A 24,930-nucleotide genomic window follows, 5' to 3' on the forward strand; every position below is an offset into this window, starting at 1 on the left:
TACTAATAGATCCCTGCCTTTTGGATCGTATGCTGGTTAATTACTCCTACAAATACTCCGTCTTCGGTTAATACGGGGAGAGCAGTAATGGCGTTTTCACTCATCAACGCCAAGGCGTCAACGCAAAGGCTGGAATGCTGGACCGTGATTGCTCCCGGTTTCACCAAACTCTTAATAGCAGTACTTGGTGTTACACCTTTTGCGAACGCTCGTCGCAAATCACCATCCGTGAAGACTCCTCTTAAATTCCCTTGTTCAGCTATTGCAATTAACCCATAACCTGTTTGGCACATTACACTTACTGCGTCTTGTAATGTCGCATTGGGTGAGCAATGTGCGCTTTTGTGTTGGTCGTCTAACAGTTGTCCTACATTGGTTAATAGCCTGCTACCAAGTGATCCCGCAGGGTGAGATAGTGCAAAGTCATTTTGATCAAATTCTCGCATCGTCATCACTGTAATGCCGATAGCGTCGCCCAATAACAAGGTGTTGGTGGCGCTTGCGGTAGGTGCTAGACCAAGAGGGCATGCTTCCTTCTTAGCGGCGATGTCTAAGGTGATATCGCATTCTTTCGCTAAAAAACTATTGAGATTTGCGGTGACGCCAATAGTGGTAATTTTTTGGCGCTTTAGAAGCGGTACCATCATTTTAAATTCATTGGCTTCACCGGAGTTAGAAATCAGAATAACTACGTCGCCTTGGCGAGCCATCCCTAGGTCACCGTGTAGTGCTTCTGCTGGGTGAACAAAGAAAGCCGGTGAGCCCGTTGAAGCAAAGGTCGCTGCGATTTTTTTGCCGATATGACCAGACTTACCGATGCCCGTAATGATGACCTTACCTTCGCAATTGAGAATAGCTTTGCAAGCCTCTGCGAATGAAGTGGTCAGAGAGTCGAGTAGCAACCGAGCTTGGTCTAGCTCTTGTTCAATAACGCCGCGTCCTAATTGGCAAATATCTTCCGTGGAGTGCTGCTTATGCATATTGATTTCCTAACGTATTAAACATTTCATGCTGAGAAGGAGAAGAATAATAAAACTCTTGATGGTTTTCTGTTAAGAAAGTCATTTAGCCTAAGAAGGATTCAAGAGTTTCTATCACCAACAAATGGTCTTCGTACTGCGGTAACCCGGATACGGAAATACTACCAACAACACCGACGTTTCTTATAGAGAGAGGAAAGCTTCCTCCGAACGGCGCAAATTGTTTTGGATCCACAAGAGAAGCTTCTTCTATGCTTTTCCCCTTAGTTTTAAAGTACTGACCCATATACCAAGAGCTGTGTTGGTATCTGACCACAACATTACGCTTTCGAGCTATCCATTCTTGGTTGTCGATAGAGGTACCAGGCATCGCATATGAAAATAGGCAATGTCCGTTCAAGGTGATATCAATCGCAACGCTTGCCCCTTTATTTTCTGCATTTTGTTTAATTAGATTGCCTAGCTGCCATGCGATATTTGGGTTGAACTCGGTGAACTGAAGCCTGTCTTCTTGTGCGAGTAGTAAGTCTAAGTCTGTGATCATGCTACACCTCAGTAAGTTTGATTGTCCGTTGCTGTTGTGAGCTTGAGTAAGCTGCTTCTATGATACGAATTACGTCTAGTGCTTGCTCTAGTGATACAGGTAAATCGTCACCTTTTCGAATCGACTTCGCAAGTTGTTGATAGAAAGCTTCATAGCCACCTATCTGAGTCTCTATTGTGGAAACCTGCCCTTGATGACTGGTGATAGTGGCGAAGTACTCTGGTCGATCTTTACCCCAACCATATGTTTCTGGACCTTGTTTATTCCGCAAAAAGTCTTCTTGGGTGTCCATCCCATATTTAATCAGGCTCGTATCTTTAGCAAAGATTTGGAACCTTGGTCCTTCGGTTGTACTTAAACAGTTTCCATGCAAAATGACCTCGTGCGTGGGGTAATTGAGAATCAAATGGAAATGGTCAACAGCTTGGGAACCCGACCGTTGATTTCTCAATACTGCAGTGACGCTTTCCGGTTTGCCAAATAGGCACAATGCTTGATCAATGAGGTGAGCTCCTAGGTCGTAGAGAATGCCGGAGCCAGGTAAAGCTTGTTCGCGCCAACGGTCTTTGACTTCAGGACGAAAGCGATTGTAGCTTGAGTAAAAGGTATGAATGCCTGGAAGTTTTCCTTGCTCAATGAGTGCTTGAATAGTCTTGAAATCCCCATCGTAACGTCGGCTTTGGTAGACTGATACTCGTTGATCTGATTGTTTAGCAAGTGCGATTAGTTCTTTGCCTTCTTGGACTGAAACGCAGAAAGGCTTCTCGATAACTACATGTTTTCCCGCCGATAATGCAAGCTTGGCTTGAGGGACATGAAGGTTATTGGGTGTTGAGATAATGACTAACTCGATACTTTCATCAGCAAGCATTTCGTTAATCTCAGAATAAACTTTTACATCTGTTAGTTGAGTATGAACTTTTTGTGCATTACTTGAGACAACGGCAACAAGATCTAACTCTTTACAGAAATTGATGATAGGAGCTTGGAAACATTGACCTGAAATGCCAAAACCAACAATGGCGGTTTTAATTGGAGTCATGGGCAATCCTAAAAAAGGCAGCACCACCGGAGAAGTTGATACTGCCAAAATGCAAAATGGGGGAAGGCTTAGTTCAGTTCAAGTTCTTGTTTTAGCAAAGCCTCAATCTGATATGAGGTTTCTGCTGTCATGAGCTGATCTCGGAAATCAGCGTGCATTATCTTTCTCGCGAGTTTGGAAAAAATCTTCATATGCTGATCGCCTGCAGCATGTTTGTTGAGAGTGAGCATAATGACAAATTGTGCTTCTTCATCCCCCCATTCAATCGATTTTGCAAGTCGGCATACGCTGATCGCAGATTGCTCGATATGTTCACTCTTAGTGTGCGGAATCGCAAAGCCAAAGCCAAGTCCAGTAGAAAAGACATCTTCTCGAGCCCATAAGTCATCCGCCAGTTTATTTGGGTATCGGCAGCGACCGGTTAAGAACAAATTGTCTGACAGTGTTTTGATCACTTCCTCTTTGTTTCGTAGATCTCTATCCAGGCTAATACAATCGGCAGAAACCATTGGCGCTTCAGACTGAGTCATACGGAACTGAGCAAGCACATGCGAAACCTCTTGGATCGTTCGACATTGCATCGCTTTGTTGAGCAGTTGACGACATTCGCGGCTATCAAGTTTCGCAATGCGCTCTTTGGTTGCGGCAATACTTGGTGAGCTCATGCTTATTTCGTCGAGACCTAGACCAACAAGTAGAGGGAGTACCGAGCCTTTGGCACCAAGTTCGCCACATAGCCCAATCCATTTGCCGTGTCGATGAACTTCGCGAACCACATGATCCAGAGTGCGCAAAAAAGCAGGGTTGAGGCTGTTGTAACTAGCCGCCACTTTAGCGTTATCGCGATCCACCGCCATTAGGTATTGAGTTAAGTCGTTGGATCCAATGGAGAAAAAGTCTATTTCCTCGCAGCATTGATCAATGATGAAAGCGACAGATGGAACTTCTAACATGATGCCTAACGGAACTTTTTCAGCAAAAGGAAGGGCTTCTTTACGTAGCTCTTGGCGCACTTCAGCGAGAATATCTTTTACCCACAATATTTCTTCTAAAGAGGAAATCATAGGGATCATAATTTTGAGGTTTCCATGAGCAGAAGCTCGTAAGATGGCGCGCAATTGAGTTTTGAACATCTCAATAAACTCGGGGTAGATCCGTACCGCACGGTAGCCTAGGAATGGATTGTTTTCTGCTGGAATATTCAAGTAATCAACAGGCTTATCACCACCTATATCAATAGTTCGAACGATGATGGATTTTCCATTTGCAGCGTCACACGCTTGACAGAAAATGTTGTACAACTCATCTTCATCTGGCGCGCAGGTTCGATCCATATAAAGCATTTCTGTGCGGAACAAACCGACGGCTTCTGCGCCGTTTGCGAAGGCGGCTTTCGCTTCTACTGAGTGAGCAATATTGGCTGCAACTTCAAGAACTTTTCCGTCGGATGTTTGTGCTGCTACATCACGAAATTGTGCTTGTCGGCTAGAGACAATTTCTTTCACTTTTCTTTCTTGAATATAGTAACGTTCCACAGATTCGGTTATCTCTGTCACCACAATTCCGAGAGTCCCATCAACAATCACTTCCTCGTCTAGAAGATCAGTTAGGCGAGAACCTTCAACCCCCACAATCGTCGGAATTGCGAAAGAGCGCGCCAAAATTACGGTGTGTGAAGTATTTCCTCCATGAGAGAGGATTAAACCTTTCAAGAGAGACTTATCTAACTCAAGAAACTGACTAGGGGTAAGATCGTCAGCTAAGCAAACAGTAGGCTGTGTGAGCTTGTTTTGACTGCCAAAACGTTCATCACCATAAATGCTTTGCAGTAGCTGGTAGCACACATCACGAATGTCTAATTCACGTTCACGCATATAAGCACTCGATGAGTTCTTCATAACTTCACCAAAGTGTTTAGCAGTGGCAATAATCGCGTCTGCACTGCTTCGTCCTTCAACCAGGTTGCTCGCGATGGTTTGTCTAAACTCTTCATCTTTAGCGATTGATAGGTGTGCTTTGAGCACTTCGCCTTCAGTGTGTTCAGATGAGTTCAACTGAATCGTCAGAGATTTAACGACAGCCTCCAAGCCCGAATTGAGTTGTGAACGCTCTTCATTAAGAGATTTTGCTGGTGGTAAGTCAGTGAATGCATCAAAGTTAATCGCTCCTATTGCCTTTAATACGCCTTGACCAAAACCTTCGCTGACACTGCGACCTCGAATATGAGCCACATTTAAATTCGAAAAGTTCCTTGGAAGAGGATCAAGGTTTTCATCTTCTTGAGGCGTTGTAGCAAGTGGGGCGTCGCAATGAGGAAACTCGTTAGTAATAAACTGTTTTAGTTGCGTCAACGCGCTGTCTTCATCTTGACCTTCGATAGTAATCAAGCACTCATCACCTAACAGCGTATCGGTACTAATTAGAGAGAGTACGCTTTTCGCATTTCCACTCATCCCTGTACGTTGGTTTTGCCATGTAATAGAAGAATCAAAGCTATTACAAACCGCTTCAACATGACTCGCTGGGCGAGCGTGAACTCCATTTGGAAGTTCGCAAGAGAAAGAAAAAGATTTCATTTCATATTGTCCTTTTACTTTGGCAATGGTCACTGCCTTTCGTTATGCATTCACAATATCAAAATAGACAGTACAAACTATGGGACAAAACTACGAAAAACTGGATTTTTGTTAGGTTGAAAATTAACTGTGATATATCTCAAATTTATAGTTAAAAATGTGACTTTAAACATGGGTTAGGTTTGATTTTTACTTTTTATGTAACATAAGCATCTGTATTTGAAGGCTTTAATTGTTCTTGTTTCATTCTGGGTATTTTTCGAGATACAGATCAACTTTTCTTTTTAATCGAACAAAAATCCAGTAAATAGAACTTTTGTCCTCTAACTGAATAGTACTATTGCTCACTATATTAGATACCAAAGCACGGCCGGCTGAAGTTTTAACCCTTTACGTGAAACAGTTTAAAAAACTTATCCAAGGAGAAGTCTATGAAAGACTTAATCTCAATACTTAAGGACACTCGCCAACACTTGATGACTGGTGTCTCTCACATGATCCCATTTGTGGTTGCTGGCGGTATTTTGCTCGCAATGTCGGTCATGCTTTACGGAGAAGGTGCCGTTCCAGAAGAGGGCACGTGGTTACACGATCTGTTCTTCATTGGTGTTGCTGGTTTCCAATTGATGGTGCCGATTCTAGCCGCTTACATTGGTTACTCAATCGCTGATCGCTCTGCCTTAGCACCCTCTGCGATAGCGGCGTTCATCGGCGCAAATATGTATAACACGGGCTTTTTTGGGGCAATTTTTGCCGGTCTGTTAGGTGGTATCGTGGTGTTCTACCTGAAGAAGATCAAAGTTCCATCTTACGCTCGCTCTGTAATGCCGATCTTCGTGATTCCAATCATTGGTACTTTCATCACCGCTGGTGCCATTGTATGGGGGATTGGTGAGCCAATCGGTGCAGCGACTGCAGCTCTGACGGATTTTCTTAAAGGTATGCAAAACGAGAGCATCGTTCTTCTCGCTGTCATCATGGGTCTTATGATCGCCTTTGATATGGGTGGTCCTGTCAACAAAGTTGCGTATGCGTTCGTCATTATGTGTGTTGGTGAAGGTATCTATAACGTAGCTGGTATCTCCTCCGTTGCTGTGGCAGTGCCTTCTATCGGTATGGGTCTAGCAACATTCCTCAATAAAAAGCTTTACGACTACAGCGAACAAGAAGCAGGACGAGCTTCGATTCTAATGGGCACGATGGGTATTACGGAGGGGGCTATTCCTTTCGCAGCTGCTGATCCATTGCGTGTGCTACCGTCCATCATGATTGGCACAGCAATTGGTTCTGCAACAGCAGCAGTGCTTGGTGTGAAAAGTTATGCAGCTTGGGGCGGCTTGATTGTACTTCCTGTGGTTGAAGGTCGCTTTAGTTTCATTATCGCACTTGCTGTTGGCTCATTGGCTACTGCTTTGTTAGTCAACTTCTTGAAAGCACGTCGCCCTGTCACGCAAGAAAAAGAAGAAGAGTCCGATGATTTAGACCTTGATATCGAGATTGGTTAATCCGCAGAACAGACTTATAGCTTGGTGAGCTGAATAGCCGCCAAGGTAAATACAAAACAACGAAAAATTAAGAGTTCTCCAAAACAATATAGGAAACAAAATTATGACTTCTATCGTAGCAGTAACAGCATGCCCTTCAGGTGTTGCACATACATACATGGCTGCTGAGGCCATCGAAGCAGCAGCAAAAGCCAAAGGTTGGTCTTGCCAAGTGGAAACACAAGGTTCAATTGGTATCGAAAACGAGTTAGATGAAAGCACGATCAAAACCGCTGATGTCGTCATTCTTACCAAAGATATCGATATCAAAAATGTTGAGCGCTTTATAGGCAAAACCATTGTACGTATCGGTGTCAGTGATGCTGTAAAACGTGCATCTGCCGTGATGGATAAGATTGAAAAGCATCTTGAATCAGTAGCAGCTTAGCCTCCCACTAAATTACAGAGCAGAGAAATTTTGGTCTCTCTGCTCTGTATAGCTCAGTGACTCTCGTTAGGGTTTCTTAGCTATACAAAACCATTAAATCGCTCAACAACTAGGTATTCTCAGGAGTCTATATATGAGTACCCCACGCATAGAACGTCTTAAGTCCGCACTGTTTGCCGCAAAACGCGAAATCTCATTGGAACGTGCACTGTTGTACACAGAAAGTCATAAGCAAACAGAAGGAGAACCGACATTAATTCGTCGTGCAAAAGCAACTGCCTATGTGATGGACAATGTTGAAATCTCTATTCGTGAAGATGAGCTAATTGCTGGTAATCGAACGGTACAACCAAGAGCGGGTATTGCTTCTCCTGAAATGGACCCTTATTGGATTGAGAAAGAGTTAGATATTTTCGAATCTCGCCCTCAAGATAAATTCTTTGTTTCTGAGCAAGACAAAACAACCTACCGTGAGCAATTACTACCTTACTGGGCTGAACGGTCGATGAAAGACTTCATCAATGCTCAAATTCCGCTAGAGGTAAAATCTGCTGTTGGTCAAAAGATCTTTAGTGTTAACCAAACAGACAAAGGTCAAGGTCACATTATTATCGACTTTGATCGTCTGCTAGATAACGGTTTAGGTTCGCTTCTCGATGAGCTGCAAAGCTTGAGTTTTAGCCAGCCAGAGAACGAATTCTTCAAGTCAGTTGTGATCTTGTTGGAAGCGTCGATTCGTCATATTCATCGTTATGCCGAATTAGCCGAGAACATGTCGCAAGCCACTGATAACGAACAGCGTAAGCAAGAGCTGATTCAGATTGCGGCTATTTCTCGCAAAATTGCAACAGAAGCTCCAGATGGTTTTTATGAAGCATGCCAATTGTTCTGGTACATGAACATTATTCTGCAATACGAATCGAATGCGAGTTCTTTATCGCTGGGTCGCTTTGATCAATATATGTTGCCATTTTACGAGCAATCGTTAGCACGAGGTGAGTCTCCTGATTATCTTCGTGAGTTGTTGGAAAGTTTGTGGATCAAGACCAATGATATTGTTCTGTTACGTTCTTCAGGTAGCGCCAAGTTTTTTGCGGGTTTCCCTACGGGATACACGATTCTATTAGGTGGTTTGAGCGAAGTAGGGCGCAGCGCTGTTAATGCACTATCCACATTATGTTTGGATGCCTACCAAAGTGTGCAGCTGCCTCAACCTAACTTGGGTGTGCGCGTAAACGAGTTCATGGATCGTGGCTTCTTAATGAAAACCGCAGAAACGATTCGTTTGGGGACGGGGATTCCTCAAATCTTTAATGACGAAGTGGTCGTGCCTGCCTTCCTAAATCGTGGTGTGTCGCTAGAGGATGCACGTGATTATTCGGTGGTTGGTTGTGTGGAGCTGTCGATCCCAGGCAAGACTTATGGCTTGCACGACATCGCTATGTTTAACCTCCTGAAGGTCATGGAACTCGCGATGCAACGTCATGCAAACAACCCAGATATTACCTTTGACAGCTTGATGAGTGATATTCATCAAGACATTAAGCACTACGTTAAGTTGATGATTGAAGGCTCTAACATCTGCGATGTTGGTCACCGTGATTGGGCTCCAGTGCCGCTTCTTTCATCATTTATCAGCGATTGTATCGAGAATGGTAAAGACATCACATACGGCGGAGGGCGTTACAACTTTTCTGGTGTTCAAGGAATTGGTATCGCTAATCTGTCTGATTCTCTCCATGCACTTAAGCGTTATGTATTCGAAGAAAAACGCTGCACGTTCAAAGAATTTATCGCCACATTAGATAGCAACTTTGAGGTGCCAAACGGTGAAAAAGTCCGCGCTCGTTTGATGAATAAGTACGAAAAGTACGGCAACGACATTGATGAGGTGGACGCTCTGGGCTCTGAGTTATTGCGTTTATTCTGTAAAGAGGTAGAGAAATACGATAACCCTAGAGGCGGAAAGTTCACCCCGGGCTCCTACACCGTATCTGCTCACGTGCCGCTCGGTGCTGTTGTGGGCGCTACTGCTGATGGACGTTTGTCAGGAGAACAGCTTGCTGATGGTGGTTTGTCACCAATGTTAGGAAAAGATCAATTAGGTCCGACAGCCGTTCTAAAATCAGTGAGTAAATTAGATAACTACTTGCTGTCCAATGGCAGTCTTCTCAATGTGAAATTCACACCTGCAACGTTAGAGGGGGATCAAGGTTTAAGCAAACTGTCCGATTTCATCCGCGCATTTATGAAGCTCAAGTTACAACATATTCAATTTAATGTGTTGAACGCTGAGACACTGAAAAAAGCGCAAGAAAAGCCAGAGGACTACTCAGGGTTGGTCGTTCGAGTAGCTGGCTACAGTGCTTTCTTTGTCGAGTTATCGAAAGAAATTCAAGATGACATCATTCGAAGAACTGCCCATGAGCTGTGATCAAGCTAATGGAAGCAAAAGTAGCGCGCGGATATTCAATATTCAGCGCTACTCACTCCATGACGGGACAGGGATTAGGACTGTGGTGTTCTTCAAAGGTTGTCCTTTGAGTTGTCCGTGGTGTGCCAACCCAGAGTCACGTTCACACAAAATCACTTATATGCGTCGTAAAGCACTATGCCTTGAGTGTGATGAATGTGAAATGGATGTTGAAGAGTGCCCAAGTGGAGCGTACGAGCAAGTGGGCACGGACATGACTTTGAATGAAGTGATAGCACAAGTTGCAAAAGATGATGTGTTTTTTAATACCTCAAATGGCGGTATCACGCTTTCTGGTGGAGAAATCCTTACCCAAGCGCATTTTGCCATCGAGCTTCTGACCAAACTAAAGCAACTTGGTTATCGCACCGCTGTTGAAACTTCTGGTCATGGTAATAGCACGCAATTGAGTCGTATTGGAGAGTTGTGTGATGAAGTGTTGTTCGATTTTAAAATCATGGATGCACAAAAAGCTAAAAGCGTGATTGGGCTCAACGTGGAGAAAGTACTTGGAAACTTCAAGATGTTGGTTGAGCAGAAATGTAACGTAATTCCACGTTTACCACTTATCCCCGGTTATACCTTGGACTTAATCAATATTGAAAGTGTTTTGCGCTTTTTAAAACCTTTCAATATCAGAGAAATTCATCTGTTGCCGTTCCATCAATACGGCGCAAACAAATATGAGACTTTAGGGATGGAGTATCTAATGAAAGACATTCCCGTTCCTACTCAATCTGAAGTGGAAGCCATCCGCAGCCATATACAGGCTAGTGGATACCAAGTAGTCATTGGAGGCTAATATGAAAAAGAAAATACTGATCACTGGTGCGAGAGGCTTCTTTGGGACGCGTTTTATCAACCGTTATCGCAATGAGTTCGATATTTTGGGGTTAGACGTTGAGCAACTTGATATCACCAATAAGAGTGCGGTCGATACAACATTCGCTGAATTTAAACCTGATTTCGTGATTCACGCTGCGGCAATTGCAGTCACGGATTTTTGTAACCAACACCCAGACATTGCGCACAAGGTGAATGTTCAAGGGGCAATTAATGTAGCGAACGCATGTAAAGCAAATGGTTCAAAACTCGTGTTCATCTCTACTGAACAAGTCTTCAATGGGAATATCGAAGCAGGACCATATAGTGAGCAAGATACGCCAGTACCAGACACTGTATATGGTCAAAATAAGCTAGAAGCAGAAGGTGAGTTGCGTTCTATTTTGGAAGACATGTGGATTTTGCGTTTTACCTGGCTATTTGGGTTACCTGAGCGAAATACCACCATTAATCCAAATGTGGTTTGGAATGCGATGCAAGCTTTAACAAATGGTGAAGTGATGCAAGAGCGCAGAAATGAGTTCCGTGGATTAACTTATGTTCATGAACTTATAGAGCAGTTTCCAAAAATCTTCACCATTCCATACGGCACTTACCATACGGGGGCAAATAACCCGGCAAGTCGTTATGAGATTGCTGAGCATATTTTGACCGAGTTGGGGCAACAAAGTCGCCTCGATCATCTACTTCAAGTGAATGACGCGCGCAAAACTCGAGATGTCAGACTCAACACCAATAAGTTGGCTGGGCAAGGAGTCGTGTTTACAGAGAGCAAAGCCGCAATCACTAAATGCTTACAAGAATTTCATTACATTTCTGCCTAATGGGCGGGAATGTAAACGATTTATAGACATTATTCTTCAAGAAAAAGATTCAGGCGAGTACTCCAAACAATTGAGTGGTCGCTGTTAAATTAGGAGTAGTACCATGATATTCATGCTAGATACGGCAAACATTGCTGCGATCAAAAAAGCAGTAGACCTTTATCCGATCGAAGGTGTAACGACCAATCCGTCAATTATTGCGAAAGAAAAACGCCCACTGAAAGAAATCTTATTAGATATCCGTGAGATAATTGGTGATGAGCGTATGTTACACGCGCAAGTTATGGGTAAAGATGCGGAAACTATGCTGAAAGAAGCCAGAGCACTGCGTTTAATTGATCCAGAGATCATCATCAAAGTGCCGGTAACGCCGCAAGGTATTAAAGCAATGAAGTTGATTCATGAAGAAGGCTACCGCATAACAGCCACTGCGATCCTGACTCCGCAACAAGCGCTTATGGCAGCGAAAGCAGGAGCGGAATTCCTTGCTCCTTATGTGAATCGTTTAGATAACATTTGTGGTGATGGTGTCGCTGTTGCGGCGGAAATGGCACAAATCATCGATAACTACCACCTTGATGCGAAAGTGCTTGGTGCTTCATTTAAAAATGTTCAACAAGTCCATCAATTGGCGCTGGCTGGCATTCACTCTGTGACCATTGCCCCGGATGTTTTTGACCACCTGCTTGTGCATCCATTAACTGACTCGGGGGTATCGGGGTTTGTTTCAGATTGGGAAACGGTTTACGGCGAGGGCACTAACGTTCTTGATGTTCTTTAATGTGATCCAGTACACGCTCTAATAGTTTGTAGACTTGGTTGTAACGTAAAAGCTGACCAAGATTAATAATGACCATGCTTAATGAGATTAAACTCACTTATAAGCTTGGTCATTTTTGTTTTTATATTATGGAAATAGTTGGTGTAACCGCATGTATTAGCGGTGTAGCGCATACTTATATGGCAGCTGAAGCGCTCGAAAAATTAGGGCGTAAGCTCGGTCACAAGGTGACAGTAGAAACCCAAGGCGCTTTGGGTAGCGAAAATCAGTTAACGCAAGATCTGATTGATGGTGCAGATGTCGCAGTGATCGTTTCTGATATTAACATTGAGGGCGCGGAACGATTTGAAAACAGTCGAGTTGTGCGTTGTTCTATTGCTCATTTTCTACGTAGTACGGAAGAGGTGATGAGCGCTATCGATAAAGTTCGTCAAGCGCCCCGAGGTGCTGAAATTAGTTTTTGAACATTAATCTTCTTCAACATGAGCGCTGAGGTATTGCGCTCGATACTCTGATGGCGAGCGCTCGGTTTGCGCTCGAAACACACGACAAAAATAGTTACTGTCTTTAAAGCCACAACGGTGCGCGACTTCTTTTACCTTCATATCGTATTCGACCAACAAAAACTTAGCGCGCTCTAAGCGAATGTGATTCAAATATTCATTGAACTTAATCTGTCCTTCCTTTTGGAACAGTTGTGAAAGGTAGTTCGGTGACACATAGAAGTGCTCGGCAACCGATTCACGAGTCAAAGGCTCTTGATAATGTTGTTCTAGGTAATCTCTCACCGATTCAAATAGCGCATGACTTTTTGAAGGCGTTTCAAGTGGTTGTTCGATAAGATCCACGATGTGGCTAAACAGCGAACTAACCAATAGTTTCATTGTTGCTTGTGACTCTATCTGTCGAGTCAATTCTTCTAGGGCATTAAGAATAAACGTGCCGACACGAGGTCCCCGACGTAAAACCGTTTCTTTGATCGCGGAGTCGAACTTCTCACCATCCCAACTTAACAAACTTAAGCCAAAACTTTGCTTACCAGCCATCACAGTCATAGTGACAACGGGTTTGCTTCCCCAGCTTGGTTGGTTCCAACTTTCTGCTGGTAAGTAAATCACGTCACCTTGCTTGAATACTCTTTTTTGTTCTACGCCGGTTTGGCTCCCTAGCTCCATCTCTAGCTCACCGAATAACACCATTTCAATACGAGGAAAATGGACTTGAAAGGCGAGTTGAGGTGGCTTAGGCAAGTTGCCTGCGCAAACCACATTACTGATTTCCCCACTGAGGTCTTTGTAATGATGAAGAGATTCAAGCAGGTAGTTTTTGTCGAGCATCAAGAGTAACCGAGTGAGCAAATAACAACATCAGTGTATGTCATTCAAGTGTGTCGCTGCTAGATACAATTTTCTCTATTTGTGAAGCGATACTGCTTTGAAATAACAAGAGGTAATAATAAGTGGCTTTATATAACCTCATTAATTTTTAATAACTTAGGTGGTTATTTGTATCGCCATCACAATTTGACTTTCTAAAGACAAATCTCCAGTTAGACGAACAAATATGCTATGTGATGAAGAGGTTTTGCTTGCTATTTTGAGGTAATTCCAAGTCGAGATGTGCTCTCGAATACAGCAAAAATTAAATCAGTTATCTAGGAGTTACCATGCTAACAACAACTATATTTCCAGGTCGTTATGTTCAAGGTAAAGATGCTCGAAAACAACTCGGAGCAGAACTCAATCGCTTTGGCAAAAAAGGTCTGATGATCTGTGACCCATTTGTTTATGACACATTACTTTCTGAGTTTGAACCTTATCTCGAGACCGTTGAAGTTGAGGTGGTCCGGTTTGCTGGTGAATGCTGTGACGAAGAAATAACACGTCTGACAACCATGTTGAAAAGCTTTGAGGGTGAGTTTGTGGTTGGCTTAGGTGGCGGTAAAACCATTGATACCGCGAAAGCAACATCCTATGAAGCGAGAGTTCCTGTGGCTATTGTACCGACATTGGCGGCGAGCGATGCGCCATGTAGTGCGCTATCCGTTATTTACACTCAAGAAGGAGAGTTTAAGCGTTACCTTATCCTTCCTCAAAACCCGAATCTTGTCTTGGTCGACACACAAATCATTGCCAAGGCACCTGTTCGACTACTCATCGCTGGGATCGGTGATGCGCTAGCAACATGGTTTGAAGCAGAATCATGCCAGCAAAGTTTTGCCTCGAATATGACAGGTCACGTCGGTTCTTTATCTGCATACGCGTTAGCGCGTTTATGTTACGACACTTTGCTTGAATACGGCGTAATGGCTAAAACATCGAACGAACAAGGTGTGGTCACTCCTGCGCTCGAACGCGTTGTTGAAGCAAATACGTTGCTTAGTGGATTAGGTTTCGAAAGTGGTGGTCTTGCTGCCTCTCATGCGATTCATAATGGCTTAACAGTATTGGAACCAACACATGCGTTCTTGCATGGTGAAAAAGTCGCATTTGGTGTGCTCTCTTCTCTATTCCTTACTGACAAATCGGCTCAGACCATCGCAACTGTTTATGACTTCTGCGAAAAAGTAGGCTTGCCCACGACTCTGTCTCAAATCGGTTTAGAAAATGTATCCGATGAAGATTTATTGGCAGTAGCTGAAGCCGCATGTGCAGAAGGGGAGACTATTCACAACGAACCTCGAGCTGTCACTCCAGATATGGTGTTTGCAGCGATGAAAGCGGCAAATGCAGAAGGGTTACGTCGCAAGATCTAGCACTGCTTATCATTACATTCAGCCCCGCTTTTTCCTGCAAATCAGTGGGGCTGATTACTATTGGAGAACATAAATGATCACGATTCCTTTTGCGGGTTTATTGTTTGATCTAGATGGTACGCTAGTGAATTCTATTCCCTCAGTAACCCGCTCTTGGACGACTTGGGCGATCAAAAAAGGCTTGGAGCCTGATTACGTTCTGTCTCGTATTCATGGACGTCCTGCTATCGATTCTATCTCTGAACTTTTGCCGAATGCATCTAGACAAGAAATTCAAAATGAAGTGATTTGGTTAGAAGAGTTGGAAGCTAGAGATACGACGGGCATTGAAGTGATTACTGGCGCTCAAGAGTTGCTTCATCAACTTAACGAATTTGAGGTGCCTTGGGCTATTGTGACATCAGGAACCATTCCTGTTGCCAGTGCTCGCATCAAAGCCGGAAAGCTGCCGATGCCCAACGTACTCATAACGCCGGAGCGTATTAGCAAAGGCAAGCCAGATCCAGAGCCTTATTTAAAAGGAGCCGAGGAGCTCGACTTAAACATTGAAAACTGTATTTGTTTTGAAGATGCCAGTGCGGGTATTCATTCTGGAAAAACAGCAAAAGCAAAGGTTGTCGGTATGTTTAGTCATGGTGAAAAGGATGCACTCATTGAAGCGGATTACATCGTCGACAATTGGCGTGATGTAAGCGTTATTAAAAATGAACTTGGCGAGTTTCAGATGATCTTAAGTCGGATGTTATGACGCCAAAACAATCCAAGTGTTTATGAAGTGAGGTCGTTTATGTCGATTTCAAAGCTCGATACTGTTATTCAAAACTATCAGTGGGGGAGTTTATCTTCTATTAACCTTATGTTCGGAATCGCAAATCCCAACGTAGAGCCTCAAGCAGAAATGTGGATGGGCGCACACCCGAGTGGTTGCTCTAAGATAAAAGATACAGGAGAGTTGCTCTCTCACGTTATCGGCGAAAATAGGACCGCAATACTAGGTGATTACACCAGTGCTCGGTTTGGAGAACTTCCTTTTTTACTTAAAGTTCTTGCCGCAGAGACACCGCTTTCTATTCAAGTTCACCCTAACAATGCAAAGGCCCAAGCTGGTTATAGAAGAGAGAACGAGCTAGGCATTCCGATTGCTGCTGATACTCGAAATTACAAAGACCCAAATCATAAACCTGAGTTGGTATACGCACTCACTTTTTATGAAGCGATGAACGGTTTCAGGCCCATTGAGCAGATCATCGCATTATTTAGGGCTGCACAGCTTTCAGCGCTTGATAAAGAGTTGAAACATTTGGAACGCTGCCAAAACGCAGAAGGACTTAAGGCATTCTTTAGTGCTATTTTGTCGTTAAGTGGAGATAAGAAGCAGCAAGCTCTGCGTGAATTGTATGTCGCACATGAAGCAACTCAGATAACGGCTCTTAGTCGACAAGCAATACATTACAGTCGGTCATTTAAACAATACTATCCCGATGATGTTGGGTTGTTTGCGCCATTAATGCTTAATCTTATTGAGCTTGCACCTGGTGATGCGATGTTTCTTCATGCTGAGGTACCACACGCCTATATCCGAGGGACGGCGTTGGAGATCATGGCAAATTCGGACAATGTACTAAGAGCTGGTTTAACGTCGAAACACGTCGATATTCCAGAGCTGATTGATAACACAAACTTTGTTCCGACTTCTTCGGAAAATTTACTTATAACACCACTGTGCAAAGAGAATCGAATAACTTATCCCGTGCCAGTTGATGATTTCAGCTTTGACATTATATCAGTCGATATAGAAGCCTCTCCCCAATATTTAAGAAGTGCAGAAATCCTCTTTTGCATAGAGGGTGAGGTAACTATTTGGTCGGATAAAGAAAGTATCCAGCTCCGAGTTGGTGAATCGATGTTCATTAGTCATGATACCAAGAGTTATCAATATAAAGGAAAGGGGAAATTGGCTCGCGCATATAATTAATCAAAAGGCTCCAAGATTTTGTTACAAATGATTTAGCCTAAATCCTCACTATAAACACGGCAGAAAATCATGATCGGCTCGCTTGCCGATCATTGATGTAATGAATGCTTCGCTGCAACAATCAGAATTGTCACTCACAACAAAGATATACGGCTAGACTGCTATAAATTCCGGTTACGGGTTGGTTTTTGAAAATCAACAAGGTTACAATACTCGGATTAAAGGAAGTTGCGTAGAGCAAGAGCAATGAGCCACATATTAGATAAAATCGACACAGTTTACCCATTCCCACCAAAACCAATCCCATTAAGCCAACAAGAAAAAGCCGATTACATCGAGCGAATCAAAAAGCTGCTTAAAGAAAAAGACGCGGTACTTATCGCCCACTATTACACTGATCCTGAAATCCAAGCTCTGGCTGAAGAGACTGGCGGTTTTGTTGGTGATTCGCTAGAAATGGCAAAATTTGGTAACCGCCATCCAGCAAGTACACTGATCATTGGTGGGGTTCGCTTTATGGGTGAATCTGCAAAGATCCTGACACCAGAAAAACGCATTCTAATGCCAACGCTAGAAGCAGAATGTTCACTGGATCTTGGTTGCCCGGCGGACAAGTTTAGCGAGTTCTGTGACGCTCATCCTGACCACACGGTGGTGGTATACGCAAACACATCTGCGGCAGTAAAAGCACGTGCTGATTGGGTTGTGACTTCTAGTATCGCGCTTGAAATCGTCGAGCATCTAGACGCAGAAGATAAGCCAATCATCTGGGGACCGGATCGCCACTTAGGTTCTTACATTGCAAACAAAACTGGTGCAGACATGTTGCTATGGCAAGGTGAGTGCGTAGTTCACGACGAGTTTTCTGCAGATGCGCTACGCAAGATGAAGAACGTATACTCGGATGCGGCAATCCTAGTGCACCCAGAATCACCTGCAAGTGTTGTAGAGCTAGCCGATGCAGTAGGCTCGACAAGTCAGCTAATCAAAGCAGCGAAAGAGCTGCCTCAAAAGCAAATGATCGTCGCAACAGACAAAGGTATCTTCTTTAAGATGCAACAGTTAGTGCCTGAAAAAGAACTGATTGAAGCACCGACAGCAGGGGCTGGCGCGACATGTCGTAGCTGTGCACACTGCCCTTGGATGGCGATGAACGGTCTTAAAGCAATTGAGCAAGCGCTGCGTGAAGGTGGTGAAGAGCACGAAATCTTTGTTGATGAAGCACTACGTGTGAAGTCACTGATTCCGCTCAACCGCATGCTAGATTTTGCCGAGCAGTTAAACATGCAAGTTAAAGGCAACGCATAGTCATTCCGTCTACTTAGACTGTAGTTTGTTAAATTAAATCTCAAAAACCAGCCGAATGTGGCTGGTTTTTTTATTTCTTACAATCAATAGGTTAGTATTTAGTTATAGCAATCAGAAAGGAATCGGAAACTTATGGCTGTATGGCTAGTACTGAAAAAGTGGCTAAGCACCCATCTTTTCAAATTAAGCAACCGAAACCTTCTCGTCATTAGTGGCGCATATATTGCCATCTCGTGGTTATTGTTGGCTCTTGCAGGAGAGCATGCACTGACCGAAAACTTCTCTAACTTTATTTACTACCTCATGGTGACTGCTTCAACGGTTGGCTATGGTGACTTATCACCCTCAAGTGATATGGGTAAGTGGGTTGTGGTTCTGTTTATTATCCCTGGTGGTTTGAGTTTATTTGCTGCCATTTTGGGGCGAGTGGCTGGTGGCGCAATTGACTATTGGCGAGCAGGCATACTGGGTAAACGGAGAGTAAGAGTGGATAACCATATCGTATTATTGGGTTGGAATGGCGCACGAACCATGCACCTTATCCGCATGTTACAGCATGAAGAAGAGGGCAAACGCCCAATTGTGTTATGCAGTCGTTCAGACATTGAAAACCCATTACCAGGTGAAATTGGTTTTATCAAGGTGAACAGTTACACCGACGCGCAAGAGATGAAAAACGCCAACATCACCGATGCTAACTGTATTATTGTCGATAATCTTAGCGATGATATTACTCTCTCTGCCGCATTGTATTGTGCCTCAGTGAATCCTGATGCACACTTGCTGGCTTATTTTAAAGATGAAGCGCTAGGTCGACTGTTGAGTGAGCACTGTCCAAAAGCGGAATGCATTCCAGCCGTTGGCGCGGAGATGCTTGCGAAAGCGGCAGTAGATCCGGGTTCGAGCGCACTTCATCAGGAGCTACTTGCTTCAACTCGGGGTATGACACAGTACTCGGTGATTTACCCACAAGATCAACCGACAACCAGCGTGGAAAAGATCTTCGGATTTATCAAGAAGCATCACCAAGCTACGTTGATCGCGTTCGATCTTGGTGACGGGATTGAACTCAACCCAGATTTAAATGCTCAAGTGCCACCAAGCACTAAGCTGTTTTACATTGCCGATGAGCGAATTGATGACTTCGCTTGGACAGACATGAACAAGGACAAATAATGCATATGATTGCCGACCTGTTGGCAGGTTTTCCCAATTTTCTTCTCTACTTTTCTGTTTCGATCGTTTTCGTGCTGGCGTTTAAGTTCGTCTACGTCAGATTGACACCTTATGACGAATGGCATCTGATCAAGGAAGAGAAAAATACCGCTGCGGCAGTTGCGTTAAGTGGTGCTTTTCTTGGTTACTGTCTGGCTATTGCCGGCGCTGCGACTAACTCAGTCAATATTGTGGATTTCATGGTATGGGGCGTTGTAGCGATGCTGGCACAGATCATTGCGTTTGGTATTGTGCGTTTTATTCTGCTGCCGAAAGTATCGGAGCGTATTGAGAATGATGAAGTACCAGCAGGCATTGTTTTAGCTGCCGTCTCTGTGTCTGTCGGTGTGCTTAACGCAGCTTGCATGACCTACTAGGAGGAACGATGAAACGCAGTTCCAATGTAAAACGCTCCTCAATGGACAAGAGTTTTAAAGTCGGACGAATCATTCCATTCGTTGCTTTTGGTGGGGTTTTTTTCCTCGCAACTCAAGAATCAGAAACGGAAGGCTATATCTACGTCGATGCTGACGAGTGTAAATCTGCCGCGCCTGAATTCAGTGAGCAGTGTGACATCGCCTACCAAGAAGCAATGGCGCGTGCAGAAGAAAATGCGCCGCGCTACAACAACAAATATGAGTGCGAAAATGACTTTTACGAGGATGATTGTTACTACAGTTCTCGTCATCACTCATATGTCCCATTTGTTGGTGGTTACTTCTTCAGTCGCGCGGTGAGTGGGCTTAAGGGTTACAACAAAAGTTATTACTCAGAGCCGATGTATCGTTATAAATCGAAGTATTACAACGGTGCAGGACAGTTTTACGGCTCTTACCGTAATCAATCCACTAAGGTCGCTACCAGTAACCTAAATAAGCGCGGTGGCGGTACGATTGGTCGTGCGATGTCTCGCGGTGGCTTTGGTAAAGCTGTGTCAGTCAGCCGCGGCGGTTAACTGAAATGTTTCGACGAGAAATACAAGAAAGAGAAAACTGGCGTGAATTGGCACGCCAGTTTGGTTTTGGCTTCCATTCTATGTACGACCAACCGTATTGGGATGAGAGTGCTTACTATCAATTTACCCTTGAGCAGATAGAGAAAGACATTGAAGACCCAACGGAAGAGCTTCATCAAATGTGTCTTGAAATCGTCGATCAGGTTGTGCGAAGTGAGCAGTTACTGACACAGTGTGCGATTCCCGAAGCAATGTGGTCACAAGTCGCTTCCTCTTGGCAACGAAGAGAGCCTTCTCTCTATTCGAGGATGGACTTTGCTTACAACGGCTCCTCTCCTGCAAAGTTATTAGAAAACAACGCAGACACACCAACGTCATTGTTTGAGACTGGCTTTTGGCAGTGGGTGTGGTTAGAGGATGTTGTCAATAAAGGTCGCATTCACCAAAGTGCGGATCAGTTTAATATTCTGCAAGACTTTCTGATTCAACGCTTTGCCGATATTGCCAAATTGCAGCCGGGTCAAACGCTGCATTTTAGTTGTTGCAAATACACCGAAGAAGATAAAGGCACGGTGCAATACCTCGAAGACTGTGCGCGAGAAGCTGGGTTAGCAACCGCCTTTGTTTTTGTCGAAGATATTGGCGTGACGCAAGATGGGCAATTTGTGGATGTCGATGGCAGAGCGATTCGCTGGATGTTCAAACTCTACCCTTGGGAGTTCATGTTCGAAGAGGAATACAGCCAGTACTTGGCAACTGCGAGTGTGAATTGGTTAGAGCCGATGTGGAAATCGATTCTGTCTAATAAAGCGTTGTTACCCTTGCTTTGGGAGAGGTTTCCAAATCATCCGAATCTTTTGCCCGCGTATTTTGCCAATGATCCAAAAGCGGCTAGCTTAAAAGACTATGTCATTAAACCTCTGTTTTCTCGCGAAGGTGCCAATATTGAGATTGTCAAAAATGGTCAGCGATTGGTGAAAACACCGGGTCCGTATGAATCGAGCCAAAACATCATTCAACAATATCATCCGCTACCTAAGTTTGGCTCAAGCCATACGTTGATTGGCAGTTGGTTAGTGAATGATAAAGCAGCCGGGATCTCCATTCGAGAAGACAGCAGTTTAGTTACCCAAGATATGGCGCGATATATCCCCCATGTCATTCTAGATTGATCAAAAAAGCTCTCCGGATTGGAGAGCTTTTTCATTCTGTCTTATGTATCTCACAGGGTGGTGAGTTTATTCTTGCTCAGCTAGCATTACGCCACGTTGAGTCAGCCCGCAAAGCATCATCGGCATTGCGTTGAAGATCTCTTCAAACTGCTCTAGACCTTCCATACCTTGCTCTGCAAGTGTCGTGATTGTCGTTTCTGGATCGTAAAGCATAGTTAGAGAAAGCAGTACGCCACCAAGCAATGCACTGTCTTCACTGTCATCAGGCATCAACGTTTCCCAATCGTCACGAGACAATTGCCAGCCTTGAAGTACACCCTCACAGAAATCACGCGTGTTTGCAGATACGATATCTTGATCATCCAGCTCGCATCCTTCAGGCCACAGCCATGCACCTTCCAGAAGCGCTGGGCGTGTTTGGTTCCACATTTGAATGATCTCATCGATGTACTGTTCTAGTTGCTCACCATCAGAGAAAGGTGCTGTTTCTTCACCGCCCCATAGGAATGGTAGCCACTCTTGAGGATTCAACACGTTTGGCGCACATGCCATAGACGTAACAAAGCCTTGAGTTTTCGCTAGGTTTAGTAGTTTTCCATCAAGTTCTGGAAGAGAAAGGATGTCTTGTAGTTTCAAAATAGAATACCATTTGTTAATGGGCTGGTTGGTTGGCTAATCTTACCAATCAATCAGTGATAAATCGATATTAGGGAATGATTCGTCTACATCTATGGAAATTCGTTCGTCACTCAGAAACAAAAGCATTCTCGCCCTGACACTTTATTTGTGTTTCTTCATCGCGACCATTGGTTCTGTTGTTTACCTTGTTGTTGAGCCACCAGTGCGTGAAAAGCTTGAGCGTAATTTGGATTTGCGAACTCAATTGCTCGCCTCACAGATTGAAGGACCGCTAACCAGTTCCGTTGGTTTGCTCAATAGCCTTGTAGGGTTAGGGCAGACGCCAACACCAAGTATTTCACTTCAAGATACGATTCCCCAGTTACTCGCGGTGAGCGACGACATCATCGTCAGTGGCGGATTATGGCCAAAACCAACATTGGAAGATGAACGTTGGCAATATACAAGCTTATTCTTCAATAAGAATGACAACGGCAGCTTGGATCAAATCCATTCCTACAATAATCCAGAGTCTGGTGGTTACGACAACGAACCTTGGTACCAGTCTGTTGCAAACAAACCTGCAGGGGCAGTGAGTTGGTCTGGCGTGTATATCGATACCTTCACGCAAGTTCAGATGATCACGGCTTCAGCGCCTTACTACAAAGAGGGTGTTTTTGCCGGAGTGGCAACCGTAGACTTGTCTTTGGAAGCGTTATTCCAGTTCATTCGTGAACATACAAATCAATACTCATTAGGTGTTGTGATTCGCGATGCCGATGACCAAGTTGTGATTGAGCACAACTTTCAGCTTACTAAGAACATATACATCAGCCAGCTCGGGTTTGGTGGCTTTAATTGGCGCATGGAGGTGGTGAATGCCAAGGTCAAAGTATCGGATCAAGTCTTTAATCAAGTAATGAGCGTTGAGACTGGTGTTATCCCATTTCTACTGCTCTGCGTGTTGGTGGGTTACTACCTATTAAACCGATACATTGTAGAACCGATTGTTCGAATTGCTAAGAAAGTGGATGACTCCAAAACGGGTGGCATTATTGATATCGCCTATGAGAGTGAAGATGAAATCGGGCACTTAATCACCAAGTTCAATGAAAAGACGGTTTACCTTGAGCGTGAACGGGTTAAGGCGCAGGCATCTACAAACGCAAAAACAGCCTTCTTAGCAACCTTGTCTCATGAAATCCGAACGCCGATGAATGGGGTGTTGGGAACCGCACAAATACTGCTGAAAACTCATCTAACTGACGAACAAAGAAAGCACTTAAATACCTTGTATGATTCTGGCGATCACATGATGACGCTACTGAATGAAATTCTCGATTACTCGAAAATTGAGCAAGGACACATTGAGCTCGACAACACGCCTTTCCCAATCGAATCGATTCTCGGTAGTATCAACAGTGTGTATCACACTTTATGTGCCGAAAAGGGGCTGCAATTTAGAGTTATTTCTAATGTTCCATTTGGACGTTGGTACAACAATGACAAAGCACGCCTGCGCCAGGTGTTATTTAACCTCCTCAATAACGCAGTGAAGTTCACGGATCGTGGCTTTGTTGAAGTCGAACTGACCGAGCATGTGAAAGATGGCATAACCAAACTAACCATTAGTGTAAAAGACACAGGGATTGGTATCAGCCCTGATGCGCAGAAACGCATTTTCCGACCATTCGAACAAGCAGAATCGTCGACAACACGTCGATATGGCGGCACGGGTCTTGGGTTGGCGATAGTGAAGCAGATTTCAGAGCATATGGGCGGGAGTATTACTGTTCAAAGCCAAGAGTGTATTGGCACCAAGTTTATTGTCGAACTTGAGCTCAACCCTTGTGAGGCTGGGGTGTTAGAAGCATCTAATACACATAAACTTGATTGCCAAGGCTTACGTGCGCTTATCGTGGAAGACAACCGTACGAACACCATCATTATGGAGACCTTCTTGCGCTCTAAAGGGTTTGTATGCGTTTGTGTCGAGAATGGGCAGCAAGCAGTAGAGCAGGTGTCGAAGCATGAATTTGATTTGGTGTTGATGGATAACCACATGCCAGTACTTGATGGCGTAGGAGCGATTGCTGTTATTCGCTCTATGGATGCACCAGCTCGCTCGGTTTTGATCTTCGGCTGTACTGCAGACGTCTTCAAAGAAACGCAGGAGCGTATGTTAGATGTCGGAGCAAACCATATCATCGCCAAACCGATTGTTGAATCAGAACTCGATGATGCTTTGTATCGTCATGCGTCGATACTTTATCAATACCAAGACAAGCAAAGCGGAGAACAACCTAAACCTCAAAACGCCGAGGCATTGTTGCTGAACTTCTATATGGCATTAGATGATGGCAACTTGGAACAAGCAATGACGACACTTTCTCACATTTTCGAAAGTGCCAAACCAAATGTTTCTGATGAACTGAATAAAGTTATCCAACGCATCGAAGACTATTTGAGTAAAGCACTTACCCCTGAGCAAGAGGACATCGACCAACTGACGGTACTGTTAGCAGAACACTAACTCCGTGCATTCACTAAGTAGTGTAGGGCACTTCCTATACTACTTATACCCAAGTGATTTCAAGATGCAGGACTCAGAGCGTTGTCATTTCTCGATTTAGAGTAACTAGATCTTTAAATCGCCGCTGCGCCTACAAACCAAGTCATCCTTGCTGAACCTAGCATCTCGATGTTACTTGGGTATAACCTCCATCTTCACTTCCCATTCTATAAACTTCGTGTTTACTCTGAATTTGCTTGATCCAATAGCATAAGACGATCTTTTTGAAATTCATTTGCCAGATATTTCTCTAGTTTTCTGTGTTTTCTCGCGAGCTAACTGGCTTAAAAGTAAATAAATTACGTTTTAAAACTCCATTTTGAAGTGTTTTATGGGGCTTTTTACTGATTTTGGTGAAAGCTGCT

22 protein-coding genes are annotated in these 24,930 nt (G+C 44.0%); 16 read left to right on the top strand and 6 right to left on the bottom strand.

What is annotated here, in order from left to right; translation table 11 throughout:
• Positions 1-2: 2 nt before the first annotated feature.
• The 4 genes from AACR11_RS12770 to ptsP all read right to left on the bottom strand — a co-directional run bounded on the left by AACR11_RS12770 (position 3) and on the right by ptsP (position 5,142).
• Complete coding sequence (locus AACR11_RS12770; RefSeq protein WP_017819044.1) at positions 3-980, bottom strand: KpsF/GutQ family sugar-phosphate isomerase; 978 nt, start codon at positions 978-980, stop codon at positions 3-5.
• 85 nt (positions 981-1,065) lie between these two features.
• Positions 1,066-1,524: a heme-degrading domain-containing protein gene (locus tag AACR11_RS12775; protein ID WP_017819045.1), complete on the bottom strand. Its 459-nt coding sequence runs from the start codon at positions 1,522-1,524 to the stop codon at positions 1,066-1,068.
• A 1-nt stretch (position 1,525) separates the two neighbouring features.
• The gene (locus AACR11_RS12780) at positions 1,526-2,566 is read right to left on the bottom strand and encodes an oxidoreductase (protein ID WP_050908528.1); all 1,041 of its coding nucleotides are present in this window, start codon (positions 2,564-2,566) and stop codon (positions 1,526-1,528) included.
• A 68-nt stretch (positions 2,567-2,634) separates the two neighbouring features.
• The gene (gene ptsP / locus AACR11_RS12785; protein ID WP_079324761.1) at positions 2,635-5,142 is read right to left on the bottom strand and encodes a phosphoenolpyruvate--protein phosphotransferase; all 2,508 of its coding nucleotides are present in this window, start codon (positions 5,140-5,142) and stop codon (positions 2,635-2,637) included.
• A gap of 431 nt (positions 5,143-5,573) precedes the next feature.
• On the opposite strand from ptsP, the gene AACR11_RS12790 reads away from it, so the two are divergent.
• From AACR11_RS12790 to AACR11_RS12820, 7 genes are all read left to right on the top strand, one after another.
• Positions 5,574-6,647 (top strand): PTS fructose transporter subunit EIIC, encoded by a 1,074-nt coding sequence (locus AACR11_RS12790; RefSeq protein WP_026138351.1) that lies wholly within the window; start codon positions 5,574-5,576, stop codon positions 6,645-6,647.
• 103 nt (positions 6,648-6,750) lie between these two features.
• Positions 6,751-7,074: a PTS fructose-like transporter subunit IIB gene (locus tag AACR11_RS12795; protein WP_029789019.1), complete on the top strand. Its 324-nt coding sequence runs from the start codon at positions 6,751-6,753 to the stop codon at positions 7,072-7,074.
• A gap of 133 nt (positions 7,075-7,207) precedes the next feature.
• The gene (locus AACR11_RS12800; protein WP_017819048.1) at positions 7,208-9,508 is read left to right on the top strand and encodes a formate C-acetyltransferase; all 2,301 of its coding nucleotides are present in this window, start codon (positions 7,208-7,210) and stop codon (positions 9,506-9,508) included.
• Positions 9,474-10,349, top strand: a complete 876-nt coding sequence (locus AACR11_RS12805; protein ID WP_029789022.1) for a [formate-C-acetyltransferase]-activating enzyme — start codon at positions 9,474-9,476, stop codon at positions 10,347-10,349. Before AACR11_RS12800 ends, AACR11_RS12805 begins: the two co-directional genes overlap by 35 nt.
• A 1-nt stretch (position 10,350) precedes the next feature.
• Entirely contained in the window at positions 10,351-11,214 is an 864-nt protein-coding gene (locus AACR11_RS12810; RefSeq protein ID WP_029789023.1) for an SDR family oxidoreductase, read from the top strand.
• A 103-nt stretch (positions 11,215-11,317) separates the two neighbouring features.
• Entirely contained in the window at positions 11,318-11,995 is a 678-nt protein-coding gene (locus AACR11_RS12815) for a fructose-6-phosphate aldolase (RefSeq protein WP_029789024.1), read from the top strand.
• A gap of 128 nt (positions 11,996-12,123) precedes the next feature.
• Positions 12,124-12,459, top strand: a complete 336-nt coding sequence (locus AACR11_RS12820) for a PTS fructose transporter subunit IIB (RefSeq protein WP_026138354.1) — start codon at positions 12,124-12,126, stop codon at positions 12,457-12,459.
• Between the two features lie 3 nt (positions 12,460-12,462).
• Here AACR11_RS12820 and AACR11_RS12825 read toward each other — a convergent pair whose 3' ends face one another.
• A complete protein-coding gene (locus AACR11_RS12825; protein WP_017819053.1) occupies positions 12,463-13,332 on the bottom strand; it encodes an AraC family transcriptional regulator in 870 nt (289 codons plus the stop codon).
• A 329-nt stretch (positions 13,333-13,661) separates the two neighbouring features.
• On the opposite strand from AACR11_RS12825, the gene AACR11_RS12830 reads away from it, so the two are divergent.
• The 8 genes from AACR11_RS12830 to AACR11_RS12865 all read left to right on the top strand — a co-directional run bounded on the left by AACR11_RS12830 (position 13,662) and on the right by AACR11_RS12865 (position 21,375).
• Positions 13,662-14,750, top strand: a complete 1,089-nt coding sequence (locus AACR11_RS12830) for a glycerol dehydrogenase (RefSeq protein WP_029789027.1) — start codon at positions 13,662-13,664, stop codon at positions 14,748-14,750.
• Between the two features lie 73 nt (positions 14,751-14,823).
• Positions 14,824-15,498, top strand: coding sequence for an HAD-IA family hydrolase (locus AACR11_RS12835; protein ID WP_029789028.1), 675 nt, complete (start codon positions 14,824-14,826; stop codon positions 15,496-15,498).
• 39 nt (positions 15,499-15,537) lie between these two features.
• Positions 15,538-16,725, top strand: a complete 1,188-nt coding sequence (gene manA / locus AACR11_RS12840) for a mannose-6-phosphate isomerase, class I (protein ID WP_029789029.1) — start codon at positions 15,538-15,540, stop codon at positions 16,723-16,725.
• A 246-nt stretch (positions 16,726-16,971) separates the two neighbouring features.
• Complete coding sequence (gene nadA, locus AACR11_RS12845; RefSeq protein ID WP_005450292.1) at positions 16,972-18,033, top strand: quinolinate synthase NadA; 1,062 nt, start codon at positions 16,972-16,974, stop codon at positions 18,031-18,033.
• Between the two features lie 132 nt (positions 18,034-18,165).
• Positions 18,166-19,209, top strand: coding sequence for a potassium channel protein (locus AACR11_RS12850; protein WP_005450291.1), 1,044 nt, complete (start codon positions 18,166-18,168; stop codon positions 19,207-19,209).
• Positions 19,209-19,625, top strand: a complete 417-nt coding sequence (locus AACR11_RS12855; protein WP_005450290.1) for a DUF350 domain-containing protein — start codon at positions 19,209-19,211, stop codon at positions 19,623-19,625. The genes AACR11_RS12850 and AACR11_RS12855 overlap by 1 nt, the downstream gene beginning before the upstream one ends.
• Before the next feature lie 8 nt (positions 19,626-19,633).
• Positions 19,634-20,203, top strand: coding sequence for a DUF1190 domain-containing protein (locus tag AACR11_RS12860; protein ID WP_029789030.1), 570 nt, complete (start codon positions 19,634-19,636; stop codon positions 20,201-20,203).
• Between the two features lie 5 nt (positions 20,204-20,208).
• A complete protein-coding gene (locus AACR11_RS12865; protein ID WP_029789032.1) occupies positions 20,209-21,375 on the top strand; it encodes a glutathionylspermidine synthase family protein in 1,167 nt (388 codons plus the stop codon).
• Positions 21,376-21,441: 66 nt separating this feature from the next.
• Here the strand turns inward: AACR11_RS12865 and AACR11_RS12870 are convergent, their stop codons facing one another.
• Positions 21,442-22,011 (bottom strand): YecA/YgfB family protein, encoded by a 570-nt coding sequence (locus AACR11_RS12870; protein WP_005450287.1) that lies wholly within the window; start codon positions 22,009-22,011, stop codon positions 21,442-21,444.
• 94 nt (positions 22,012-22,105) lie between these two features.
• Here AACR11_RS12870 and AACR11_RS12875 point away from each other — a divergent pair, with 94 nt between their 5' ends.
• Positions 22,106-24,526 carry a hybrid sensor histidine kinase/response regulator gene (locus tag AACR11_RS12875; protein ID WP_029789034.1) on the top strand — a complete coding sequence of 807 codons (2,421 nt, stop codon included), beginning with the start codon at positions 22,106-22,108 and terminating at the stop codon, positions 24,524-24,526.
• Positions 24,527-24,930: the final 404 nt, after the last annotated feature.

This window comes from Vibrio sp. L85, from assembly GCF_963871815.1.
GTDB lineage: Bacteria > Pseudomonadota > Gammaproteobacteria > Enterobacterales > Vibrionaceae > Vibrio > Vibrio harveyi.

What these genes read in the sequence shown, in the direction of transcription:
- ptsP (WP_079324761.1), bottom strand. Translation starts at nt 5,142, where the DNA reads ATGAAATCTTTTTCTTTCTCTTGCGAACTTCCAAATGGAGTTCACGCT.
- AACR11_RS12875 (WP_029789034.1), top strand. Translation starts at nt 22,106, where the DNA reads ATGGAAATTCGTTCGTCACTCAGAAACAAAAGCATTCTCGCCCTGACA.
- AACR11_RS12800 (WP_017819048.1), top strand. Translation starts at nt 7,208, where the DNA reads ATGAGTACCCCACGCATAGAACGTCTTAAGTCCGCACTGTTTGCCGCA.
- AACR11_RS12795 (WP_029789019.1), top strand. Translation starts at nt 6,751, where the DNA reads ATGACTTCTATCGTAGCAGTAACAGCATGCCCTTCAGGTGTTGCACAT.
- AACR11_RS12815 (WP_029789024.1), top strand. Translation starts at nt 11,318, where the DNA reads ATGATATTCATGCTAGATACGGCAAACATTGCTGCGATCAAAAAAGCA.
- AACR11_RS12780 (WP_050908528.1), bottom strand. Translation starts at nt 2,566, where the DNA reads ATGACTCCAATTAAAACCGCCATTGTTGGTTTTGGCATTTCAGGTCAA.
- manA (WP_029789029.1), top strand. Translation starts at nt 15,538, where the DNA reads ATGTCGATTTCAAAGCTCGATACTGTTATTCAAAACTATCAGTGGGGG.
- AACR11_RS12830 (WP_029789027.1), top strand. Translation starts at nt 13,662, where the DNA reads ATGCTAACAACAACTATATTTCCAGGTCGTTATGTTCAAGGTAAAGAT.
- AACR11_RS12820 (WP_026138354.1), top strand. Translation starts at nt 12,124, where the DNA reads ATGGAAATAGTTGGTGTAACCGCATGTATTAGCGGTGTAGCGCATACT.
- AACR11_RS12790 (WP_026138351.1), top strand. Translation starts at nt 5,574, where the DNA reads ATGAAAGACTTAATCTCAATACTTAAGGACACTCGCCAACACTTGATG.
- AACR11_RS12865 (WP_029789032.1), top strand. Translation starts at nt 20,209, where the DNA reads ATGTTTCGACGAGAAATACAAGAAAGAGAAAACTGGCGTGAATTGGCA.
- AACR11_RS12770 (WP_017819044.1), bottom strand. Translation starts at nt 980, where the DNA reads ATGCATAAGCAGCACTCCACGGAAGATATTTGCCAATTAGGACGCGGC.
- nadA (WP_005450292.1), top strand. Translation starts at nt 16,972, where the DNA reads ATGAGCCACATATTAGATAAAATCGACACAGTTTACCCATTCCCACCA.
- AACR11_RS12805 (WP_029789022.1), top strand. Translation starts at nt 9,474, where the DNA reads ATGACATCATTCGAAGAACTGCCCATGAGCTGTGATCAAGCTAATGGA.
- AACR11_RS12850 (WP_005450291.1), top strand. Translation starts at nt 18,166, where the DNA reads ATGGCTGTATGGCTAGTACTGAAAAAGTGGCTAAGCACCCATCTTTTC.
- AACR11_RS12810 (WP_029789023.1), top strand. Translation starts at nt 10,351, where the DNA reads ATGAAAAAGAAAATACTGATCACTGGTGCGAGAGGCTTCTTTGGGACG.
- AACR11_RS12860 (WP_029789030.1), top strand. Translation starts at nt 19,634, where the DNA reads ATGAAACGCAGTTCCAATGTAAAACGCTCCTCAATGGACAAGAGTTTT.
- AACR11_RS12825 (WP_017819053.1), bottom strand. Translation starts at nt 13,332, where the DNA reads ATGCTCGACAAAAACTACCTGCTTGAATCTCTTCATCATTACAAAGAC.
- AACR11_RS12855 (WP_005450290.1), top strand. Translation starts at nt 19,209, where the DNA reads ATGCATATGATTGCCGACCTGTTGGCAGGTTTTCCCAATTTTCTTCTC.
- AACR11_RS12835 (WP_029789028.1), top strand. Translation starts at nt 14,824, where the DNA reads ATGATCACGATTCCTTTTGCGGGTTTATTGTTTGATCTAGATGGTACG.
- AACR11_RS12775 (WP_017819045.1), bottom strand. Translation starts at nt 1,524, where the DNA reads ATGATCACAGACTTAGACTTACTACTCGCACAAGAAGACAGGCTTCAG.